Genomic DNA, 22,554 nt, shown 5'->3' with positions numbered 1-22,554 from the left:
GCCGCTGCTGGCAGAATCGGGGTGTAGTGCTCAGCGTTTATCAATTTCTTTCTTGTGCTGCTATTCATTTTCTTCTCTCAGTCACGAAAGAAAACCAGCGAATGGAATTCGGTTACTTCGCGGCTTCTGTATGATCGGCACCTACAGTTTTGGTTATCGCAGAATCGTATTCGGCTGCTGCATCCTTGACTGACTTCTGGCCGGTCAATACGCTTTCCGTGGCTATAGCGACCTGGTCGGAAACCTCTTTGTACTGGGAGTTCGCCGGCCTGTACTGACTGTACTTGGCCAAATCCGTGAAGAACTTGATAGTGGGATTGGATCCCAGGTATTTCTTGTCTTGCTCTACATCCTTGCGTACTGCGATTGATCCGGAGATTGTGTCGTACGCTGCAGCGTGCTTCTCATTTTGGAAAACTTTAAGTGCTTTGAAAGCAAGATCAGGATTCTGCGTATGGCTGGACAGCGCCAGGCCCCAACCGCCAGACATGGAGATCAGACCAGGCTTCTGCCCGTTCTGAGTTGGGAATCCACACCAGCCAATATGCTTCTGCCAGTCAGCCCATTCGCTGTCGCCGCCGGGCATCCACGATGAAGCAAGCCAGTTGCCCTCGATCGACATCCCTAGTTTGGACTGAGGCATCCACTGTTGCCCGACCTTGTCACCAAGCTGAGGATCCAGAGCCTGCTGAGGCGTGGGTGCCAGACCCTTGCTGTAAATATCCTTGATGAACTGGAGGGAGTCTTTGAATTGCTTGGAACCAGTGACCCACTTCTGAGTCTTGGTGTTGTACAGTGTGCCGCCCTTGGTGCCATAAAGAAGCATATCGAAGCCCTGCATGACGGAGACCTCACCCAAAGGACGGCCGGCATAGAGGTTCATCGGTATTACATCGGGCTGCGTTTTCTTGATCTTCGTCGCCGCATCGATTACCTCATCCCAGGATTTAGGCTGCCAGTTGTCACTCAGGCCGGCCTTCTTGAGAATGTCCTTGTTATACCAGATACCCCTGGTGTCAGTGCCCAGAGGGACTGCATAGATTTTTCCATCATCGGCTTTGCCGGCATTCTTCGAACTTTCAAAATACTGCGACCAATCCTTCCACCCCTTCAGTTGATCATCAATGGGCTTCAGGTAACCAGCTGCGACATAGGGACGGATCATTTCCGTGTCAAGGATCATGAGGTCTGGAGCAGTTTTTTCGGATTTGCTCATCAAGGCCAGCTTGCTACCGTAGTCATCCCCGTTCGACTTGATAGGCTCCAGCTTCAGAGTAGCGCCTTTGTTCTCAGACTCAAACTGGGCTTTGACGTCTTTCATCCACTTGCTTATGGCACTGGTGTCTCCGGTGGCCTGGTAGGCAAACTTGACTGTTTTCTTATCCGATTCGGAAGAGCCGCACGACGATAAAATCCCGACGCTGGTAGCCGCAGCCAGCAACATGACTGATATTTTCCCTAGTTTATTCATGAGAGACTCCTTTGTTCTCCAATTGCTCTTTTACATAGTGCATAGTTTTAAAATCGGTTCGCCTCAACCGATCGTCACCTTGGGCAACCCCATCGCGATCTATTGCATAGGCGAACAGTCCTCCTGTGCGGTTCGAACCAGCCGGATGCCAGAATAGGAGGTCTTTGACCCTGCTTCCTTCAAACGGATATGTGACATCACCCCATCGAGGGCCTCCTTCTTCATAGAATGAAAAACCAGTGACGAATTTTGAAGCGGGGACAAAGTCACGAACCTGCTCGAAAAGTCCCTGAATACGACGAACATCCATGCCATAGGTGTCAGCAAAGTAATAGGAGCAATCCTTATAGACCTGAGCAATCAGACTGGTCTGAGGCAGAAGAATATCCTGATCGAAAATCATGAGGCGCGAGGACGCTGAACCAGGTCCCCACTTTTTCGCCAAAGCATGAAACACCTCGGCTGTGGCAGCCATTTGCTCGGACTCAGGTTCATGATCGACATCGATCACCAGGCCGTCGTAGTCAAAGGGCTTCAGGTAATTGGCAATTATCTCGTCGGCACGGCGATCTGGTCCGCCGTTTTCTTCGCCAAGCCTGCTGAAAATGTGGACTTTGCCGCAATCCTCGTAGGTATCCTGATAGAGGCAGTCCAAAAACAAGGTTCTGACTACCTTTGTGCCTTGCGAATGGAGTTTTTCGATGTAGGCCGGCAGAGCAACCCAAAAATCATCATCGACTTCTCCATTGGTGATGATTGACACAAGATCCAGATCTGCGGGCACATCGCCAAGCGAAATCGAATCCCCTCTCGGCTTTCCGCAGTTATCGTGCCAGGCGCGGTAATAACCGGCCAAAATAGGTCCTGGTTCATCACTTTCGCGATTACTGTCTGGCCTGCCCTCAGCCTCATTCGACATCGACAACCTCCATGTTGTTCGCAGTAGTTCTTCAATGATTTACTAAAGCGATTTAGTTCCATTATAGCCCCTTACCACATAAGAACTACAACAATCCTCGGAAACACAGAAAAGTCGCTTAAAAGAACAGAAATGCGAATACTTCCGGAATGGCTATTCCTCAAGCCTTAGGCATTACTCAAATCAGAAAATCCCCGCTTTATTTTTCCGCAGACATATCCGAGTGTCTCCTCACCATGACACGCAGCAATCCCGGATAGCCCAAAGCGCATAAGAAACCCCTGCACGACGGGGCGAATTCCCTCGCACAGGGTTGAGCGATGCTTGGTTAGATCTCAGGCCTGAGCCAGAGCCTCGACGATATAGTTGTTGATGGTGGCCTTGACCACTTCAAGATGGTCGGATTTGTCGGCGGCGATCAGTTCAGCCTGCGGCTTGTCAAGGCTGTACTCCTCCAAGGAGGCCAGTGTGGCTGTGCCATCCTTGACCGTCGAGCCGATACCGGACTCGAAGGAGGAATAGCGATCCTGCTGCAGCTTCTCTATATAGCCATCCTCATGCATCTTGGCCGCGACCAGAAGACCGGCGGCATATGTGTCCATACCCACGATGTGGGTCCTGAAGAGGTCCTCAGGCAGGAAGGAGGAACGGCGCGGCTTGGCGTCGAAGTTCAGGCCTCCGCGGGGCCCGATGCTGCCATTGGCCAGCACCTCCCACATGACGGCGGTGGCATCGTAGAGGTCCGAGGGGAACTCGTCCATGTCCCAGCCGATCAGCTTGTCGCCCTGGTTGGCATCCAGGGATCCCAGGAATCCGGCCTCGCGGGCCACGCGGACCTCATGCTGATAGGTATGCATGGCCAGGTTGGCGTGGTTGCCCTCGATGTTGAGCTTGAAGCTATCCTGCAGGTCGTAGGTGCGCAGAAAGTTGATGGTGGTGGCCGCGTCGTAATCGTACTGGTGGAGAGTGGGCTCCTTGGGCTTGGGCTCGATCAGGAACTGTGCGTCGAAGCCGATCTCCTTGGCGTAGTCCACGCACATGTGGAAGAGGGCAGCCATATGGTCCTGCTCCTCCTTCATGCGGGTGTTCCAAAGGGATTCGTAGCCCTCACGGCCGCCCCAGAAGACGTAGTTCTCAGCGCCAAGCCGCTTGCCGATCTCCAAGCTGTGCTTGAGCTGGCCTGCCGAGTATGCATAGATGTCAGCAAAGGGCGAAGTACCGGCGCCGGCCTCGAAGCGGGGGTTGGTGAAGAGCGACGAGGTGTTCCAGAGCAACTTGACGCCAGTGTCCTTCATGGCAGCTTCGATGCGGTCGATCACCTTGTCAAGATTGGCATCGGTCTCGCGCAGGGTGTCGCCCTCGGGAGCCAGATCGCGGTCGTGGAAGCAGAAGAACTCGACCCCAAGCTTGGTAAAGAGCTCGAAGGCGTAGTCCACCTTGGCCAGCGCCTGATCCATGGGATCGGTGTAGCGGTAGTAGGGCCTCTGCGCGGTGGGATCGCCAAAGGGATCCACCAGACCCTGGTTGAAGGTGTGCCACCAGGCTACGGCGAAGCGCAGCCAGTCCTTCATGGGCTTGCCGGCCACCACCTTATTCTTGTCGTAGTAACGAAAGCCCAGGCCCTCCTTCACGCCCTGGCGACCCACGTATTCGATCTTGTCGACGTCCCACAGACCCATACGAAATGCTCCTTTGCCTATTGCATTTGCTTTTACAGCGTTCACAGGGGAGGAAACCGGTTCCTTCCTCCTGATCAACAAGATTAGAAGGATGGATCGATTTTGTCAATTCGTTGAATTATATCCTTCACTGGCCTTTCCCCGAGACTGTCTGCGGCTTGCCCTCAGGGAAGATGATGGCGTACACGGGAAAGTAAATGACCATCTGCACGCCACCATTGATCACGGTGATCAGCACGTTATAAACCGACGGCGGAAAGAAACGTTTGCAGACGGGCACGTATAGCCCCATCAGCACAGAGCAGACGACGGTGATGGCGACAAAGGCGATGATATACCAGAAAATCTGATACCAGACATTGCCGTGCGACTTGAAAGTGACATTGCGCTGCATAGGAAAATTGACGCATTGGGCAACAAAAAGGGTGAACGCAAAGGCAGCGAAATATCCCATGCCGCCAGTGGCATCGCCGGTCACCGGGTAATCGAACACATAGGTATCCACAACGCCAATATGAATATGCCCAAGCTGAGCAGGTATCGAACACCAATCCGTAAACCGATAGACGACCTCCGGCAAAAAAGTCAGCATCAAATATTGCAAAAGCGTCACCAACAGGGAGAAGGCATAAAAGGTGAGAAACTGCGCGATCCGCCGATGACGGGATGCAAATCGTCTCCAGCGCAGGACCACAACCGAACGGATGTCACGCATGGCTCTCCTCCGCTGTCAACTCCTCATCACGTATCGGAATGCAGATGGCGCTTTGATGACGGCCGTCGGAAATCTCAAAGTCAAGCTTTGACGGACTCTGAAGGCTAACTGACCGATCGGCCTGCACCACTGCCAATGCCTGGCCGTAATAGCTGCGCGTATGCCCCTTGAGAAATCCCTCAGGATTATATGGTGCCGCACATCCAAGGGCCAGCAGCCGACCGCCCTGCACATGGCAGGCCAGCTCCCCATGGACCATCGGCTTATCGATTCCTTGATCATCCGTGTATCTCACCCGCAGGAAACACAGCCCGCCTGGACGTACATACTCTCGATCGGCATCCAAGGTAATTATCGTTTCTGTACCGGCAGAGCGTAGCTCCTGTCGGCCAATCAACTGACCGGACCGGTCGTATGCCAAAGCCTCCAGCATCCCGTGCTCATAAGGGCAGGAAAAGCGGAACCTAGTGCTTCCATGCGAACGCGAGCGCCCTACGCAACGTCCATTGAGCCTCAAGACAACCTCATATGCTCGGGCATATACCTCTACTTGTGCAGTCCGGCCCTCGCATCCATCCCAGCTCCACGAATCCAGGGCATCGGTCATCTTCCAAGCGCTGGGGGAATGCCGCTCCCCCGCATGGTTGATGGGTCGAACCGCAAGATAGGGACCAGTTTCAGCCCCTAATGCCACACGGGTATACAGGGCCTCGCCCAGTGGCCTGCCGGTCAGGTCCAGACGTCCGGAACCTGCAGTAAGCCAACCGAAGCCGCTGAACCGCGGCGCCTCCTGCCGATACTCCCAGGCTCCTACGCCGACTTCGCCCAGATAGTCCATTCCCGCCCAGACGAAGTCGCCGATCAGACGCGGATTCCGGTGGGCCAGACGCATGAATTCGTCAGCATCACTGCAGAAGGTCTCGGTGCCCAAAATAAGCCTATGAGGGTACCGGCGCAGATCATTTGCGTATCGTTTGATGCCATAGTTATATCCAGCAACGTCCATGCAGGCGAAGGCTCCGCGCGTCCGACGGTCGCAGGCTGGCAGGGTGGCCCCGGTCTTCATGAAATTAGCCCCCATGATTCCCGCCATGTCGTTGAAGAACTGGCTGCCTACCGCACCACGGTGCCGGCTCTGTGCGGAACCTGTATTTCGTTTAGCGCCTTGTGCAGCCTCCTTTTCGGCTTTTTTATCCGAATACACCCCTAGTCCGATGGAGCTCAGAAAGTTGAAAAAGATATTAACGCCGCATGTCACGGGGCGACCGGCATCCAGCCCGTGCAGAACCTCAACCATGCGTTTGGTCAGTTCAATCCCCTTCGGCTGTGCGGTTTCGCTGACCTCGTTGCCGATAGAGTACATGATGACCGATGGATGGTTGAAGTCCTTTGCCACCATGTCGGCCAGATCCCGACGCCACCATCGCGGAAAGTACTGCACATAGTCATGCACCGTCTTGTGTATGTACCAGTGGTCTATGTACTCGTCCAGGACCAGCATACCTAGACGGTCGCAGGCCTCCAGAAAGCTCTTGGAACAGGGGTTGTGGGCACTGCGGATGGCATTGTAGCCGTTGCGCTTGAGCAGCCTGACCTTCCGCTCCTCGGCCTCAGGCCAAGCACAGGCGCCAAGAATCCCGTTGTCATGGTGGACGCAGGCCCCTTTGAGGATTCTGCGGACACCATTGATGAGCAGGCCCTGATCTCCCCAGGCGACAGTCCGTATGCCGAACCTAGCCCGCGCGAGGTCCTGGCAGCCCGAGGAAGAGACGAAGAGGACCTGGCATTCATACAACGTCGGGCTCTCAGGACTCCACGGGCTCGCATCAGGAAGATCGATATCCGCCTGGGCCTTTCCTTCCGCATCCACAGGAACCTCGACATCAGCCAAGAATTCTCCCTGTTGCGCATCGGTGGGCAGAATGCGAATCTGCGCAATCCCTGCGGACGAGGCCTGCAAAGACACGTGAATGGCGCAGGGGTCGGTGCCCAGGGTGGAGACTTTGATGCCGCCGGGGCGGATGCATTGCGCCTCAGCGGTCCACAGCGTGACGGGGCGGTAGATGCCCGCCCCTGAGTACCAGCGGGAATTCGGCTGTTCAGCATTGCGCGCGACAACACGAATCGTCCCCTTGCCGCCTGGCTGCATTTTCCCGCTCAGATCGACGAAAAACCCCGTGTACCCATAAGGATGGAAGCTCAGTTTGCGATCGTCCAGCCAAACTTCGCTGTGTTGATATACCCCCTCGAACTCAAGAATCATCGTCTCATGCGGACCCAGTCCGTCCGTGCGGATTTCCTTGACGTATTCGTAGTCACGCCCCACAAACCATCCGCTGTTGGCCCCACTCGGGGCATCGGGTCTCCTGGGTTCCCCCAGCATGGCATCGTGGGGAAGCTCCACAGACGTCCAGGGCTCATCCCTCTCCTGCAAATGGCGGTATCGCCACCCCTGGTTCCACTCAGTTGCTTTCATGAAGTTCCTTCACTGTGTCGTAAGGTCTTGCCAACCGCCATCCTTTGAAGCCGGAGTGGCAGCCGACAAGACCAGTTCGAGAAAAGGCCGGCTGATGCCCAAAACTGGTGCCGACCCTTACTGCGTCCTTAAAAATCAGACCTTAGACCCAGAGCCTGCGGAAATGGCGAGCGGTCGGGGCTCACCGCAGAAGCGGACAATTACTGCCACGATGGCCACCGCATATCCCGCAACTCCGAGAATGGACCAATTGAGCGCCGTCTGCTCAGACGGGGGGTAATTGACCGGGATGAAATAGACATCCGCCGCCAATCTGACCCGCGACATGGCAAATACTGCGAAGGCAATCAACAGGAGCACCTCAGCCGCAAGAGACCTCATGGAAGCTACAACACTTTGCTCTCCATCAAGCCGGGCCAGCTCGACCGGTGCCAGGCACACCCATGCCAGCAGTGTGCAGACGATCACTACTGCGCTCAATCCTTTTCCAGCAAGATACCCCGTCATTGACGAGGCCAGGTAAATAGCCAAGCCCGCCACGGAACACACCAATGCCGTCCAGAGGCTGCCTTTACGTTCCATGTGCCAGCTGATCATCGAGCACCTCCTTCGTCAATATCTGCACCAGATGGAAGCGATTTACCTGACGAACGCCGCCAATCAAGTACGCAGCCAACCAATCCAAGCAAGGTGGCCAGAGCTGTAAGGGTGATGCCCGCAAGATACAATCCACGCCACCAGGTAAGCGTGTTCTGTGTATGTGTAGTCTCATTGACACCATTCATCGCATTGGAGTTGGCCAGTGCCCACAAGGCGTAGTGGATATCCTTCCGAATTGCCGACAGCATAGCTTTGTCGGAGCTTAGGGTTTCGGGATTCCAATATTCGACTCCCTGATTGCCGAATCCGCAAAAGGCTGTGGTTCCTGCCAGCAGAGACTCCTTGGGAGACGCATGAGGCGAGACCGAGGTGAAGTCAGTCACCGAGTAGCCTGTGAATCCCCACTCATCCCGCATGATGTCGTTCATGACACCAGCATTGGCACTGGATGCCACGGCGCCGATGCGATTAAAGGAAGTCATTACACCCAAGGCTCCTTGACGATAGTCGCCATGGGGGTGAGCACGGCCGTCGAAGTCATCCGGTTTGCCCTTGGCCTCGAAAGCCTGTTGTATATTGCGCAGATCCATCTCGCGAGCCTTCTGCTCGCTCATGAAGACCGCAATGCCAGAACGATTGATCTCCTGATCGTTGAAGGCAGCATGCTTGATATTGACCAGAGTGCCCTTGGATTGTGCCCCTTGAGTGACAGCGCTTCCCATGTATCCCGAAAGGATAGGGTCCTCGGAATAATACTCGACAGCACGGGAATTGTAAGCATGCCGATGCAGATTCATGGCCGGGCCGATCATGATTGGAAGATTGAAGACCAGGCTGCTTTCGCCCAAAGTGATTTGACCGTGCCGGTAGCCCAGAGCCTTGTTCCATGAATATGCCAGGTTGACGGGAGATGGAGCTACACGAGAGCTCTTGTCTGCATATTGGTCAGCATCGGCGTAAGGCTTGCCGCGATAAGTGCCCTCCTTGAGGTAATGTGAGTCCGATCCACCAGGACCGTCATCAGCCGTCATTGCCTGAAGTCCGACGGAAGGTATGGCGCCGATGGCATGTAAGGCCTTTTCAGCGAATGACATGAATTCTTTGACCGGAACCTTGTCTACGACTTCTTTCCACCGAGGATCATCGAATCGAGCGTTCTTCATATCATTGATAGTCAGGGAACTCGATCCCTTCCCCGTCTGAGTCTCCTTGGCATCAGCATCGTGCTTTAGAGGCACAAAATCGTTGTTGAGCAAAGTCGCCAGTCGTCCATCGGCCTTGAACCCCTTGTAAGTTGATGGGAAGGTGCCAGACCAGTCGGATCTGGTCAGATACTTGACGCTCCCTGGCTTAAATGCGTTGTAGTCCATAGAGTAATCGCCACGGGAAAGATGGTTGACGATCTTTTTGCCGGTCTTCGCTGTGGAGAAGGTCTTGTCGTCTATTCCACCCTGCCAGGACCAACGGTAGGCCTTGGCAGAATCTGCATGTCCTCCAGGCACCGACGTTCCCTGGGCAGCAAGTACTGAGTTCAAGGCCTGGTGTGCGTCATCACCAATGGCAACGAAGTAGTCGCCTGGATCCAAAATGTAAGTGCCGGCGCCAGAGGTATCATAGCTGGCCAAGTTGGCCAAGTCGACTGTCATGGTCACAGTCTGGCTTTCTCCGGGTTTGAGCGTGTCGGTCTTTGCAAAGTCAAGCAGGGCTATGGCCGATTTCTCAACATGCTGCCGACGGTCATAGTCAGTGTAGGGCGCAGAGCCATAGACTTGGACCACTGATTTGCCTTTACGCCCGCCTGTGTTGGATACGGTTACGCGCACCTTGGCGGTTCGCTTGTCGCCAGCAATTGTCACAGAATCCAAATGCTGACGGAAGCTCGTATAGCTCAGGCCATATCCAAATGGATACACGACCTCATGGTCGTAGGACCACTCCCCATCAGCTGTGGCCGGAGCACCGTCACGGTCGGACCAGGTCCCCGCCTTGGCCTGTTTGCCGCCCTTGCCGCCAACTATGTCCGCATACCTGGTCTCGTAGTACCGATAACCGGTATAAATGCCCTCAGCCTCTATAAGATAGGAATTGACCGCAGCTTCTTTCGAGAAGTCGTCTGCGTTGGCCCAGGGGATATTGCCGTAATTGCCCATGGCCGGCGCCAAAGCGCTGTTGCGGGCCATGACATCACCCAATCGCGCCGAGGGCGACACCACTCCGGTAAGCACATCAGCCAGGGACTCGAAGCCATAAGCTCCAGGGAAGCCGATCCACATGATGGCGCTGATCCGCGGGTCATCCTTCAGATCGCCTATCTCCATGGGGTTGACCGAGTTGATGAGGACAACGACTTTCTTGAAGTGAGACTCCGCCTCGCCTATAATCTCCTTCTCTTTTTGAGACAAGGCCAATATATTGCCGGTCGAAGTCGAGACACCGGGCGCAAGGCCGCGCTTGCCTGGATAATATCCGTCGCCGTTTTCTCCGCCAGGTCGGCCTACAACGACAATAGCCGCATCGCCGAACTGTGCATATTGCGATCTGAAGTCCGGATTGAGGCCTGTCAATTCATCAATCGATAATTCACATGGGTCGTTGTATTTGGTGATTTCCGCGTATTCAGGCAATATACCACCGCCGAACTTGGGAACCGTCCACTTCTTGCCTTTGAAATACTGCTGATATGCCTGGAGCGTGGATGGATTCAGCCGCAGTCCCTTCTTGGTGAAAGCCTGGGTGATCTGCTCAGTGGAATGCCCGTCAGTGACGGAACCTCCCGAACTGCCATAGATTGGCGCGAAACCTCTGACGCCCAGCATGGTCACCTTCGCATGCTCGGCAAGCGGGAGAGCCTCATGGTCGTTCTTGAGCAGGGCGAAAGTTTCCGGCGCCTCCTGAAGAGCTTCTTTTCTGAAGCCCTGATATGCGCTTCTTGCACTTTTGAATTCGGAGGCATAGGTCCAGGCGTCCTTGCCGTGGGCGGATTGATCAGTGACGATTCTCTGGCTCCTTGTGCCGAAAAAGGCATCGATCGATGTTCTATAAGTCTCCAAGACGAGGCTCGCCATGATTACCAAAGCGAGCAACAGGGCTCCGACGGACGTCATCGCCCTCCATAGCCGCGATTTCTTCGACATTTATTCTCCTTTTCTCGCATTGGCCGCGAGTTATGGCCGTCACCTTCATTGGCCAACGCATCATCCCGGCCGCTGCAGATTTCATTCTTCAACTGGCAGGTTCCACCGGCAAGACCAGGTGCCTGAATGGTCGAATTACGGCCTCGAACGTCAAGAAGCGCTCGGCAAGACAATGGTAAGAATGAACAAGTGATCCTCAGCCTTGATGAACAGCTTGCCATGGTATCGCTTAGCAATCATCGACATAGAACGTAGGCCAAAGCCATGATCACGCTCATCGCCCTTGGTGGTCATAGGCAGCCCATTGAGGAACCTGATTTCGCCAGGAAAGGGATTCTCGACCCGGATAAGCACCATACCCACGCGTTTTTTCACATCAAGGCTGATATATCGGCCATCTTTGGGCTCGAAACCAGCGAGCGCCTCCAACGCATTATCCATGGCGTTACCGAAGAGCGCATAAACATCAGTAGGATTCATGAACCCGAGCAGAGCCCCGTCTATCATCCTGTCGAACCTTATGCCACGACGTTCACAGACCAGAGCCTTCTGAGTCAACAGCACATCCAGAGCATCATTGCCAGTGTGCACCGAAGCATCATAGACATCTACCAGATTGGTAAGGCTGTTCATCTGATCGGAGGATAGCGCTTGGCCATACTGGGTGATCTGTTTTTTCAAATCATGCGCTTTTACATTGACCAGTTCAATGGTTTCCTTGGATGCCGACATCTGCCTGCGTTGCTGACGGAGGAGCTGACGAAGCAGCTCCCCCTCGTACCGCGCCTCCTGCTTGTCTTCCAGACCAATGCACAGCGAGAGCAGAAGAATGCAGGCCAGCATGTCGAAAGCGCTAAAAACACCTGTAACTCGAGGTCCAATGGGCGGCCTTATGGCATTGATTACATTAGTGAAGACGCTGACGCACAGAAACATACCTGCCAGCGTTGCCAGCAACGATTGCCCTTGGATGCGGATTTCACGATGATTTTTGAGCTTTCTCGCCCAGAGCAGGTACGAGCACAGCAGCATGGGTATCAAGGCAAGACCATAGACCGATGGCCGAAAGGACGCGCTCACTCGGTCTGTGGATATCAGGGTCACCATCGTTGCACCGCGATAACAAAGATGCTGGGTTGTGCCTCCAAGCACGAAGTACAGGAGGTCCTGCCGCAAATCCACTCGCCAGATGACCGCGATCCATAGAGCCAGCAGGAGGAAGACCACCAGGTTATCAACCATAGCCAACCAAGGAGAATCACGCGCGTATCTGTTCCATACGACGGATTGTGCGAGCATAACCACCAGCACCACACCGCCCCAAAAGATGCCCCGTCGGCGCCGTTCCAAGCGATAGGTGTAGATCAGTGTGGCAATCACGATCTCGAAGATAAAACCGTTCCGCTGCAGAAACAGAAGAACAAGATCCAGCACCCATTGAACCGTCATGTCAAACCCATAGCGGTTGGGCGCACCATCTCATTTTCCCTGGCCAACTCTAGAGCCAGGGACTGCATGAACTGCCTGCGATGCGATCTGCCAATAGTCAGATGACAGTTTCCTGTAACAATCACCTGCGTACCTTTGACAGCCAGGATGTGACGCACATTGACCAAATAGGCCTTATTACATCGTAGGAATCCACGATCTGCCAGTTGACCCTGGACGGCTTTCAATGTACCGGTGGCCTCCACCGATTCACCGTCACCGTGATAGATCAGCCTGTGACCACGGACTTCAATATAAACTATGTCCGCTAGACGTAATCGCCGTATACCGTCCCGCCTACTCACCGTGATAGTCGAGGCGCCCTGCTGAATAAGAGCGACAGCCCTATCCAATTTCCGGCAAAACTCGGTGTAGCCAACTGGTTTGACCATGTAGGCCAAGGCATCCACCTCGTAGCCAAGAACCGCATACTGGGCCATGTTCGTCACGAATATCAGCACCACGTATCGATCCAAATCCCGCAAGCGCCGGGCCGCTTCCATGCCATCCATGTTGGGCAGCTGGATATCCATGAGGACCAGATCCCAATTCGGACGGTATCCCTGGAGAAAAGCGGTGGGTTCAGAGAAAACCACAACCTTGATGCCTAGACCGCACTCGTTTCCGTACCGCCGCAAGTACTCCGACAGGGTGCTGGCAGCAGACGGGTCATCTTCGACCAGAGCCACCCTGAGCATAGAACCTCCTGTCAACCCCGCCCTGGAATAGCACCATTGTATCGGACCAAGGGACCATCGCGGCCGATCTAGTCAGCAGTTTGTCCCCCGTCGCAACATATCGGCAAAGCCCCAGACTATGGAGGCGATCCGCCCCAGCTCCGATTCACGGCTGACCTGACGCCAAAGCTTGGCGTAAGACTCGAACCAGATCTCCAGAGCATCCGCCAGATCCCGGTCGGCTCTGGCATCCGGAGCTCCAGGCAGAACATTATGGCGGACGGCCAGACTTCGACCCAGTGCATTGAAGAGGCGTTGGCCATGGACAGCCATCAACTGGGCCTGCAGGGTTCTGCGCGCATCAGACCGGCATCCGACGGCGGCTCTGCCCATGCGCACAGCCGCGTCAAGCAGCAGAGCGTCACGCTGATCCACCTGCTCAAGACGAATGCGCAAAGCCATGAGCAGGCTCCGTCGAGCTTCGCATGCATCAGCAGACGAATCCAGCCCAGGCATGCCTGGCAATGTGGAGACAAGGAAGTGGGCCACATCCTGGTTGAGGCCCCCATGGCCGTCATCAAGCTCCCAGTAGCGCACCATGTCGTCCCAGCCGAAAACCGAACTGGAGCCTGCCTGGATCAGTGCCGGCAGATAGTCTCCCGTCGCATCCCCGTAGATCAGCAGGCCCAGATCCCTGTCCACTCGGTCCCGATTATCGTCGTTCGGGTTCCAGAAGCACTGGGCGGCGTAGGCCATGCCAGGCAGGCTCATGCGCGGATCGTTGATGTGCCCGTAATCGCCCCAGTCGGTGACCATGGCCCCGACGGCACCGTACTGGATCCCGTATCGACTCAGACGGCTGATATTATTCCATGCATCGTCGATTCGAGGAAGGAGAAGATTCCAAGCGTGAACGGCCGAGCAGACTATCTGCCGCGCCCCGGTAGAAGCCACAAGGGCAACCTTTTCCGGCCCTACCTGCGGGTCATAGAGCCAGTTGAGCAGCGTACAGTCCTTGGGCAGCCTGTCCAGGACTCTGGGCATGGACACAGCAACATCGCACCAGAACATGGGATGACGGCCCTGCGCGTGCAGGTGATCACACAGGCCGATCATATAGTCGGCATACATGTCAGCAGGCTCCTTGCTGGAACCATCCTGCCGCGAACGCCCCTTGCCCAGATCGAAGGTCTCGTCCCCACCGATATTGAAGTTTCGCGTACGCATAAGCGGCGCATAGGCGTCAATCAGCTCAGTCGAGAAATCTAGGGCCTGCGGGTGGTTGACATTGATGGTGTGATGCTCCTGGCGCTCTATAAAAGAGTAGGGCCGGTCCGCCTGCTCAGGAAACTCGCCGAGATCTCTGAATCCGCGAGTACGAAGGTTGGTGTAATGGTGGCCGAAGGTGGAAATCGAAGGCACCAACTCGATGCCTAGGCGGGCGCAGTAGTCATCGAAGTCGGCGATCTGCCCGGGCTTCAGAGGGCTTGTGCCCCTCCAGGCTTCGCTCATGCCCGGGAAAGCCATGGTATGCTCAACGTAGAGCTGCAGCTGATTGAACTTATACAGAGCCAATATATCCGCACAGTGCCGCAGCCAGTCCATGGTGGGCACCCGACCCCGGGTCACATCCAGACTGTAGATGCGTGTTGGATAGGCGGGGCGATCCTGGATGCGCAGAGCCGGAAGGACCGGACCACATTGCATGACGATCTGGCGAAGGGTCTGCACCCCCAACCGCAGTCCCTGACCGTCTCCGCCGCGGATATCCACAATCGGGCGACGATCCCTCTGATCAGCGATGCGCAGAAGATACTCTTGGGGACCAAGTTTCTGGTCCAGATCCAACCCAATCGTGCCATTCCACGCCTGCCCTCGCGAATGATCCCAGACCATCCCAGTAGCCTGCTGAATGGTATCTATCAACTGGTCACTCAGAACAGAACCCAGCTCCTTGTCAACTGCTGCACCGCAGACAATTCGGCCCACCACCGGCAACAGCAGCTGGCCTCGATCCCTTTGCATGTGGATCGGCCGGGGAATCAGAGCTAATGGCCGCTCTCTCGGCGGATCGGCGACGGCGTCGATGCCATTATCAAGACTCATTCTCCATACCTTTCCCGCAGCAGATTGATGCCGATGACAACCGTATCGTCGGCATGTTCCAGCCATGACCATCGATGGTCACCCATCAATCTACCCATTTACCTGGGACGAGAAGAGACCCCGGCATCCATGGTGAACGTGCACTGGCAGAGTCGAATATTCAACGCATAAGCAGCTCACACATGGCGGTGAGCCTGCAAGAACCTACGATCCATCACACTGGTAAAGGAGACGTGGCCAACGATGGAATTCCCTTTGTTGAGAAACCCTAAACAGCTTTGAAAGGGTTTGCGGAAGAATAATAAACAGTGTTAATATATAAACGTTGTTCATAAAGTACGCGAAGTTCACGTGACTGCACCACTCAAGGAGGAGGTTGACATGCATGGCAGTCCATACGCCAGCACGCCGAAGGCCCTCTCCGAGCTCAACCAGTCACGCATCGTGCAGTATCTGCACCAGCACGGCACCAGTTCGCGAGCCCAGATCGCCCGGGACCTCAATTTGACACCAGCTGCGGTGGGCAAGCTGGTGGGCCGTCTGATCGGGTTGGGTCTGATCAGCGAGACCGGCAGCATGGACTCAGGGGGCGGCCGTCGATCTATAGGCCTGGCCCTGAACGCCCACCGCTACCAGGTCATCGGAGTCAAGTTCGCCCGCAGCCTGGTCACCATCGGACTGTTCGACATCAGCGGCCGCCTGCTGGACTCGGAAGGGCTGCCCCCCGTCGACCCAGATGACATTCCCGCCGCCGTGGCAGAGGTCAGAACCCGCGTGGAGGGACGACTGGAGACGAACCCTGCCATCGTGGCCGTGGGCATGGCCGTGCCGGGGCCTTATCTGCGCGAGACCGGCCGTATCGCCCTGGTCACCAGCATGCCCGGCTGGCGTGGTGTGGACTTTATCCACGAATTCGGCCAGGCCTTCCGTGTTCCCACGTTCATTGAGCAGGATGCCCGAGCCGGCGCACTGGCACATAGCCTGTTCGATCCCCGCGTCAGCGCATCCAGCATGGCATACTTCCTGGTGGGCGAAGGCGTTGGGCTGGGAGTCATCGACAGGGGCGCCCTGGTGGACGGAAGCCAGGGAGCGGCTACCGAAATCGGCCACGTCAGCATCGATCTGAACGGCCTGCACTGCGAGTGCGGCAACCGCGGCTGCCTGGAATGCTACTGCTCGGCGGTAGCCATCCATCGCCGCATGTGCCAGCCGGATATGCGGGATCACTTCCCTGGAGTCGAGGCCATGACCCACGCTGAGGCCTGCGCAAGTCTGTTCGACCTGGCCCGCACGGGTCAGCAGGTCGCCCAGAACTTGGCGGATCAGATCGCTGACTACGTGGGCTACGGCTGCGTGACCATCGTCAACGCTTACAATCCTGCCCAGATCGTCATCGGAGACATGGTGGGCGCCGCCGGTACCCGCCTGCTGGAACGGGTTCGAACCATTGTGTCCCAGCGTGCCCTGCCTGGGCTGCGTGAGCACACGCAGATTCTGCTCTCCAACCTACCTGCCGATGCGACGCTGACCGGGGCCGCCGCGGTAGCTGCCAGCCAATTTTTAGAACATCCGGCCAGCATCGGTCGCACAGCTGTGAAATCAACAAGCACAAGGCGGGCGCATCGCCCGTCATCAGGAAAGGAACACCATGACCAGTAAACCCGTGGTCCTCAGCATCGGCGAGATCCTCTGGGACGTCCTGCCAACAGGCAAGCGGGCCGGTGGCGCACCGGTCAACTTCAGCTATCACGCCGCAAAGAACGGGGCGGAAGGCTACGCCATCAGCGCCGTGGGACGCGACGACCTGGGCCGAGAGCTTGAGGAGGCGGTCCAGAAGGCCGGCGTCGATGCCGTCCTACAGCACAACGACCACCCCACCAGCACCGTCGAGGTCCAGCTGACCGACGGCATTCCCCAGTACGTCTTCAAGCCCGATGTGGCCTGGGATCATCTGGAATATACGGATGACCTGGCCGGGCTGGCCAGCAAGGCCGACGCCGTCTGCTACGGCACGTTGAGCATGCGCAGCAGCGGGTCCCGCGAGACCTGCCTGCAGGTCCTGCGCCACACCAAGAGCCATGCTATGCGCTTCTTCGACATCAACCTGCGCGGCACCTTCTACAGCAAGGATCTGATCCAGGAGCTGCTGGACATGGCTACGGTCTTCAAGCTCAACGACGAGGAGCTGGTCACCCTGCGCGACATGTTCCACGTCCCCGGAGCCACCGACGACGAGCTCTGCAGCTGGTTCATGGACCAGTGGCACCTGGACACCATCGTGCTGACCGCCGGCAACGACTACAGCACAATCTATCTGGCGGACGGCCAGTCCTCCCACCTGCCCACGCCTGAAATCACTGTGGCCGACACTGTTGGTGCCGGCGATGCCTTCTCCGGCACCTTCGCCATCAACCGCCTGCTGGGAGCCTCCCTGACCCAGTCCCACCGGGCTGCCGTCAACACCGCAGCCTTCGTCTGCACCCAGCCGGGCGCCTGGCCCGAATATCCCGAGCATATCCCCGACTACCTGGGCCAGCAGGGTCAATGATCCCCCACCTCTCCCTCTGAACATGATTTGGTCCCGCCCGTCGAACTGTCGACAGGACGGGACCAAACTTATATCTACACCAAACCTATATCTACGGTATCGGGATTTACCAGATGCCGATGAGCCGCCACCAGCCCAGACCCACGGTCAGGAAGATGGCCACGGTCACCAGTCCGCAGATCAGACCAATACGCAGGAACTCGGAGGTCTTGACGTATCCGGCACCGTAAATCAAGGCCGCCGGTCCGGAAGCGTAATGGGTCATGGCGCCGATCAGTCCGCTGGCGCATCCCAGCATCAGCGCTGCGGGCATGGCCGGGACCCCGGCAGCCACGGCCACGCTGACGAAGAGCGTGTAGATGGCCGCCACCTGGGCCAACTCGGAAGCGAACATGTAGTGGATGAAGAAGTAGAAGATCGTCAGAATCATCAGGACCAACACCCAAGGCATACCCTTGACCAGGCCCGCGATGATCTCCCCCGCCCAAGTTGTGACGCCCAGGGTATTGAGCGGTTCAGCCATGCCTACCAGAACGCCAAAGAAGATCAGCGTGGACCAGGCCGACTTGTTGGCAACCATGTCCTGCCAGGTGATGATCTTGGTGCACAGCAGCACGGCCACGCCCAGGAAGGCCACGGTGGTGGAATTGATATGAATCACCGAGCCGGTCGCCCAAAGGACCAGCATGACCAGGAAGGTCACGGCCATGATCCACTCGTGCATGCTCAGCGGACCAAGTCCCTTGAGCTCATCCTTGGCATCCTCCTGAGCCTGGGGCACGTTCCTCAAGGTGGGCGGGAAGATGCGATAAATTAAGGCGGGAATGAGAATCAGGCAGATAAGGCCAGGCACGATGCCGGCCAGGGCCCAGGTACCCCACCCGATGTCCACATGGAACTTCTGGGCTAGCTGTCCGACGACCGGGCCGGCTGCCATAGCCGTCAGGAACATGGCCGATGTGATGGCGTTGACGTTGTTGGCCGTAATCGCCAAATAAGCGCCGATGCGTCGCCGGGATTCATCAGTGTCCGGCTTCGAATCCTGCACATCGCTGATTGACGTAATGATCGGGAAAAGGATGCCGCCCAGACGAGCCGTGTTTGACGGGGTGGCCGGCGCCAGGACCAAGTCGGCAGCCGAGAGCCCGTATGCTATGCCTAAGCTGGACTTGCCCAATCGAGACAGAAAGACCAAGGCGATCCTGCGGCCCAGTCCGGTGGAGACAAATCCCTGAGCAATGAAGAAGGCCGCCACAATCAGCCAGATGGAGGCGCTGCCCAGTCCATTGAAAGCCGCCTTCTTGGGATCCAGGGCGCCGGTCAGCATCCCCACTGTCATGCCGATGATAGCCACCGCTGATGTGGGCAGGGGCTGCAAAATCAGCCCCAGGATGGTGCCCACGAAGACTCCCAGCATGTGCATGCCCTGAGGAGTCAACCCCTTAGGAGGCGGAATCAGGAAGATGACCAGCCCTACCGCTACACAGATCAGAGCCTTGACCAGCTGGCCCGTATTGAAAGGCTGACTGGCCCGCGTCTGGGGGTCTCCCCCGCCCCCGCCTGTTCGTACTGTTTCACCCATCATTGCTCCTTCGCTCATGGTCCGGCGTATGACCGCCTGAAAACCGCCGACCTCTTCGTCGGCTTGCTCATGTGGACTTATGCTATGCGGCAGACGACAAGGACGACAAATAAGCGCCTCCTATATGTAGGAAGCCATAACTGGCAGCCGTCTATGACTTCTCAGACCCGCCAAAGACCGGTAAATAGGCGCTTGACGCATATAGGCAATGCTTATTTGCCAGGCCACCAAGGGCTTTTCTAGGCTGATTGCAGAGGTCCGGCAACGCGGCCGGCCCCAATCGTGAAGGACAAGTGAGACCATGACAGGATTCGATACCATCAACGATTCCTATGCCAACCGGGGACTGGGATTCGACTATGAGCAACGGCGCGAGCTGAAGCTGGACGGGCTGCTGCCTGCCGCTGTGCAGGATGACGAACAACGCGAGCGCATCGTTTACCGCCGCTTCCTAGCCCAGCCCACCGATCTGGACAAGCGGCTCTACCTGATGAGTGTCTGCCGCACCGACCGTCGGCTCTTCTACAGGAGCATGGACAAGCACCTGACTGAGTACATGCCCATCGTCTACGCCCCGACTGTGGCCCAGTCCATCCAACGCTACGACGAGTTCTATTCAGGCAGCGACGTGGCCTACATTTCCATTGATCACCCCGAGGGGATTGGCGACGCCCTGGACCAGTACGCCGGCGACCGACCCATCGACCTAGTGGTCTGCACTGACGCGGAAGGCATTCTCGGCATCGGCGACTGGGGCGCCCAGGGTGCTGAGATTCTGACGGGCAAGCTGGCCGTCTACACTGCCGCTGCCAACATCGATCCCTCGCGCGTTTTACCAGTGATGGTGGATGTCGGCACCAACCGTCAGGCTCTTCTGGACAATCCAGACTACGTGGGCAACCACTTCGCCAGGGTCAGAGGCAAGCGCTACGACGACTTCATCGATGACTTCGTCCAGCAGGTCCTGCAACGCTACCCGGAGGCCCTGATCCATTGGGAGGACTTCGGCAGGCCCGAGGCGGCGCCCGTCCTCAAGCGCTATCAGGATCGGATCCTGACTCTGAACGATGACATCCAGGGCACCGGCGTAACCGTACTGGCCGCTCTGATCGCCGCAAGAAAAATCGCCGGAGCCGACCCCAAGGACACCAGGATCATGGTCTTCGGCGCAGGGACCGCCGGTGTGGGCATCGCCGACCAGATCGTGGACGACCTGATCATCCGCCAGGGCATGGATTCAGAGACCGCGCGGAGCAGGGTTCTGCTCTTCGACCGTCAGGGTTTGATCGAGCAGGGACAGGATGATCTGACTGAGGGGCAAACACGATATGCCCGCAAGCCGGATGAATTCGCCTCAGTCACCGACAAGACCTCGCTGGCACAGGTCGTCGACGCCTTCCAACCCACGGTGCTCATCGGCACCTCGACCAGGGCAGGAGCCTTCAACCAGGACGTTGTCGAGGCCATGGCCAAGCATGTGGAGCGGCCGCTGATCTGCCCCATCTCCAACCCTACGGAACTGGCCGAGGCCAAGGCTGCCGACGTAATCGCCTGGACCCACGGCCGCGGCTTCGTCATCACCGGCACCCCCTCAAAGCCTGTTGACTACCAGGGGGTCACCTATTCCATCGGACAGGGCAACAACGCCCTCATGTATCCCGGCATCTGCTTCGGGGCCATCGTCGCCAAGGCACGGCTGGTCACCAAGGGGATGCTGTTGGCCGCAGCCTACGCCATCTCCGACATGATCGACGTGGACAAGCCCGGAACCGCCGTATTGCCGCCGGTGGCCGATCTCAAGGAGATTTCACGTCGGGTCGCCACTGCTGTAGCTGCACAGGCGGTCCAGGAAGGCCTGAACCGTGAGCCGATTGAGGACGTGGATGCCGCCGTTGCCAAGGCACAGTGGCACTACGACGCCTGAGCGAAACCTGTACCTTCGCTTCTTGCGACATTGAAATTGGGGTCCGGCCGGCACGATTGATAATCGATAATCGTGGCGACTGGACCCCAATCATGGGTCAGGAACTGTAAATATTTTCAAGGGTCAATCTTCTCAAGTCCAGATGATAATGATATGGTTCTTATAAGTAGTCTTTCGCCAAAGTTGACGGATAAGCAATAAAGACAAGCAATAATCTGAGCACCAATCAAGGGAAGCGGCTCATGACCTATATGGATAATGTCCGCGACCTCGAGCTGCTTACCATGCTGGCCCGGTACGGCAGTTTCACCGACGTCGCGTTGGAGGCGGGCATCTCCCAGCCTGCCGTCTCACAGGCCATCAGAAGACTGGAAAAACGTCTGGGAACCAGGCTGGTCCAAAGGCAGCGCTTCGGCGCAGGTGACGGCACACAGCTCACCCAGGCTGGAAGAACAGTGGTGGACCATGTCGGCCAGGCCTTGGACCTGATCAACACCCTGCCCGAGGCCCTGGCTGCGAGGACCGGGATTCGACGGCGAACCATCGGCCTGCCGCCCATCATCTCATCGCTACTGAGCTCCGGACAAGAGGAGCAAGAGCGGTGCGGACCAGACAAGAACACGACCGTAGAAACCATAGGATCCCAAAAGCTCTTGAGCCAGATAGAGGCCCACCGTGTGGACTACGGGGCGGTGGCCAGCGTCGATGAATCGCTGAGCGTGGATGGCGTGGAGACGACCAAGCTGGCCTCCTTCCCCTTCGGCATGGTCTGCACCCAGTCCATGGTCGAACGACTGGGCACGGCGGGAATGACCAGCCTGCACCCCGAGGATCTGTCCATGCTTCCCGGGGATGTCCCCTTGGCCACCCTCAACCGAGATTTCGTCCATGCCCAGGCCGCCCAACGGCTGATTCACCTGTCTGAACCGGTCAGTCACCTGATTGAAGTCTCCGACGTGGAAACACTGAAAATGGTGACCACATCCGGCCTGGTCTGCAGCCTGATCACCTCGGCCGGCGTGCATCCTGGCGACGGCCTGCGCTTCATCCCCTTTGCCGGTGATGACATGCCTCGCTTCAACATCTTCCTCTTCAACGACACCAAGCGCGAGGCCTTCCACGAGGACGTGGAGGAGGTGCATGCCTTCAGCGACTATGCCACCAACCGACTGGGCTCTGTGGCTTGACCAAAATTGGAGTCAATGCCGAGGGAGAAGCGGGAATATCCGCAGCGT

The 22,554-nt window shown here is 57.0% G+C and carries 15 protein-coding genes; 4 read left to right on the top strand and 11 right to left on the bottom strand.

Annotated elements, in window-relative coordinates:
- Window positions 1-112: 112 nt before the first annotated feature.
- From ACUIAI_RS02035 to ACUIAI_RS01990, 10 genes are all read right to left on the bottom strand, one after another.
- Window positions 113-1,471 carry an extracellular solute-binding protein gene (locus ACUIAI_RS02035; RefSeq protein ID WP_445342479.1) on the bottom strand — a complete coding sequence of 453 codons (1,359 nt, stop codon included), beginning with the start codon at window positions 1,469-1,471 and terminating at the stop codon, window positions 113-115.
- Window positions 1,464-2,390: an EndoS/ChiA family endoglycosidase gene (locus tag ACUIAI_RS02030; protein ID WP_254477007.1), complete on the bottom strand. Its 927-nt coding sequence runs from the start codon at window positions 2,388-2,390 to the stop codon at window positions 1,464-1,466. Before ACUIAI_RS02030 ends, ACUIAI_RS02035 begins: the two co-directional genes overlap by 8 nt.
- A 335-nt stretch (window positions 2,391-2,725) precedes the next feature.
- A complete protein-coding gene (gene xylA, locus ACUIAI_RS02025; protein WP_445342478.1) occupies window positions 2,726-4,069 on the bottom strand; it encodes a xylose isomerase in 1,344 nt (447 codons plus the stop codon).
- Window positions 4,070-4,196: 127 nt separating this feature from the next.
- Entirely contained in the window at window positions 4,197-4,784 is a 588-nt protein-coding gene (locus ACUIAI_RS02020; RefSeq protein WP_254477005.1) for a hypothetical protein, read from the bottom strand.
- Window positions 4,777-7,260 (bottom strand): glycoside hydrolase family 2 TIM barrel-domain containing protein, encoded by a 2,484-nt coding sequence (locus tag ACUIAI_RS02015; protein WP_445342477.1) that lies wholly within the window; start codon window positions 7,258-7,260, stop codon window positions 4,777-4,779. Before ACUIAI_RS02015 ends, ACUIAI_RS02020 begins: the two co-directional genes overlap by 8 nt.
- 135 nt (window positions 7,261-7,395) lie before the next feature.
- A complete protein-coding gene (locus tag ACUIAI_RS02010) occupies window positions 7,396-7,857 on the bottom strand; it encodes a hypothetical protein (protein ID WP_445342476.1) in 462 nt (153 codons plus the stop codon).
- The gene (locus ACUIAI_RS02005) at window positions 7,854-10,964 is read right to left on the bottom strand and encodes a glycoside hydrolase family 3 C-terminal domain-containing protein (protein ID WP_445342475.1); all 3,111 of its coding nucleotides are present in this window, start codon (window positions 10,962-10,964) and stop codon (window positions 7,854-7,856) included. Before ACUIAI_RS02005 ends, ACUIAI_RS02010 begins: the two co-directional genes overlap by 4 nt.
- 180 nt (window positions 10,965-11,144) lie before the next feature.
- Window positions 11,145-12,443: an ATP-binding protein gene (locus ACUIAI_RS02000; RefSeq protein ID WP_254477002.1), complete on the bottom strand. Its 1,299-nt coding sequence runs from the start codon at window positions 12,441-12,443 to the stop codon at window positions 11,145-11,147.
- Complete coding sequence (locus tag ACUIAI_RS01995; RefSeq protein WP_211120876.1) at window positions 12,440-13,180, bottom strand: LytR/AlgR family response regulator transcription factor; 741 nt, start codon at window positions 13,178-13,180, stop codon at window positions 12,440-12,442. The genes ACUIAI_RS02000 and ACUIAI_RS01995 overlap by 4 nt, the downstream gene beginning before the upstream one ends.
- A gap of 72 nt (window positions 13,181-13,252) precedes the next feature.
- On the bottom strand, window positions 13,253-15,265 hold the full coding sequence (locus tag ACUIAI_RS01990; RefSeq protein ID WP_445342474.1) for a family 20 glycosylhydrolase: 2,013 nt from the start codon (window positions 15,263-15,265) through the stop codon (window positions 13,253-13,255).
- A gap of 381 nt (window positions 15,266-15,646) precedes the next feature.
- Here ACUIAI_RS01990 and ACUIAI_RS01985 point away from each other — a divergent pair, with 381 nt between their 5' ends.
- Both ACUIAI_RS01985 and ACUIAI_RS01980 read left to right on the top strand, forming a co-directional pair.
- Window positions 15,647-16,924 carry an ROK family protein gene (locus tag ACUIAI_RS01985; protein ID WP_445342473.1) on the top strand — a complete coding sequence of 426 codons (1,278 nt, stop codon included), beginning with the start codon at window positions 15,647-15,649 and terminating at the stop codon, window positions 16,922-16,924.
- On the top strand, window positions 16,914-17,813 hold the full coding sequence (locus ACUIAI_RS01980; protein ID WP_445342472.1) for a carbohydrate kinase family protein: 900 nt from the start codon (window positions 16,914-16,916) through the stop codon (window positions 17,811-17,813). Before ACUIAI_RS01985 ends, ACUIAI_RS01980 begins: the two co-directional genes overlap by 11 nt.
- Before the next feature lie 106 nt (window positions 17,814-17,919).
- On the opposite strand, the gene ACUIAI_RS01975 is transcribed toward ACUIAI_RS01980, so the two are convergent.
- Window positions 17,920-19,413 carry a DASS family sodium-coupled anion symporter gene (locus ACUIAI_RS01975; protein ID WP_445342471.1) on the bottom strand — a complete coding sequence of 498 codons (1,494 nt, stop codon included), beginning with the start codon at window positions 19,411-19,413 and terminating at the stop codon, window positions 17,920-17,922.
- Between the two features lie 283 nt (window positions 19,414-19,696).
- Between ACUIAI_RS01975 and ACUIAI_RS01970 the strand changes: the two genes are divergently transcribed.
- The gene (locus ACUIAI_RS01970; RefSeq protein WP_445342470.1) at window positions 19,697-21,319 is read left to right on the top strand and encodes an NAD-dependent malic enzyme; all 1,623 of its coding nucleotides are present in this window, start codon (window positions 19,697-19,699) and stop codon (window positions 21,317-21,319) included.
- A gap of 242 nt (window positions 21,320-21,561) precedes the next feature.
- Entirely contained in the window at window positions 21,562-22,506 is a 945-nt protein-coding gene (locus ACUIAI_RS01965) for a LysR family transcriptional regulator (protein WP_445342469.1), read from the top strand.
- Window positions 22,507-22,554 lie beyond the last annotated feature (48 nt).

The organism is Bifidobacterium sp. ESL0827 (assembly GCF_052606685.1).
Note: the sequence above shows the minus strand (reverse complement) of the source record. Positions and strands in the feature narration are given on the sequence as shown.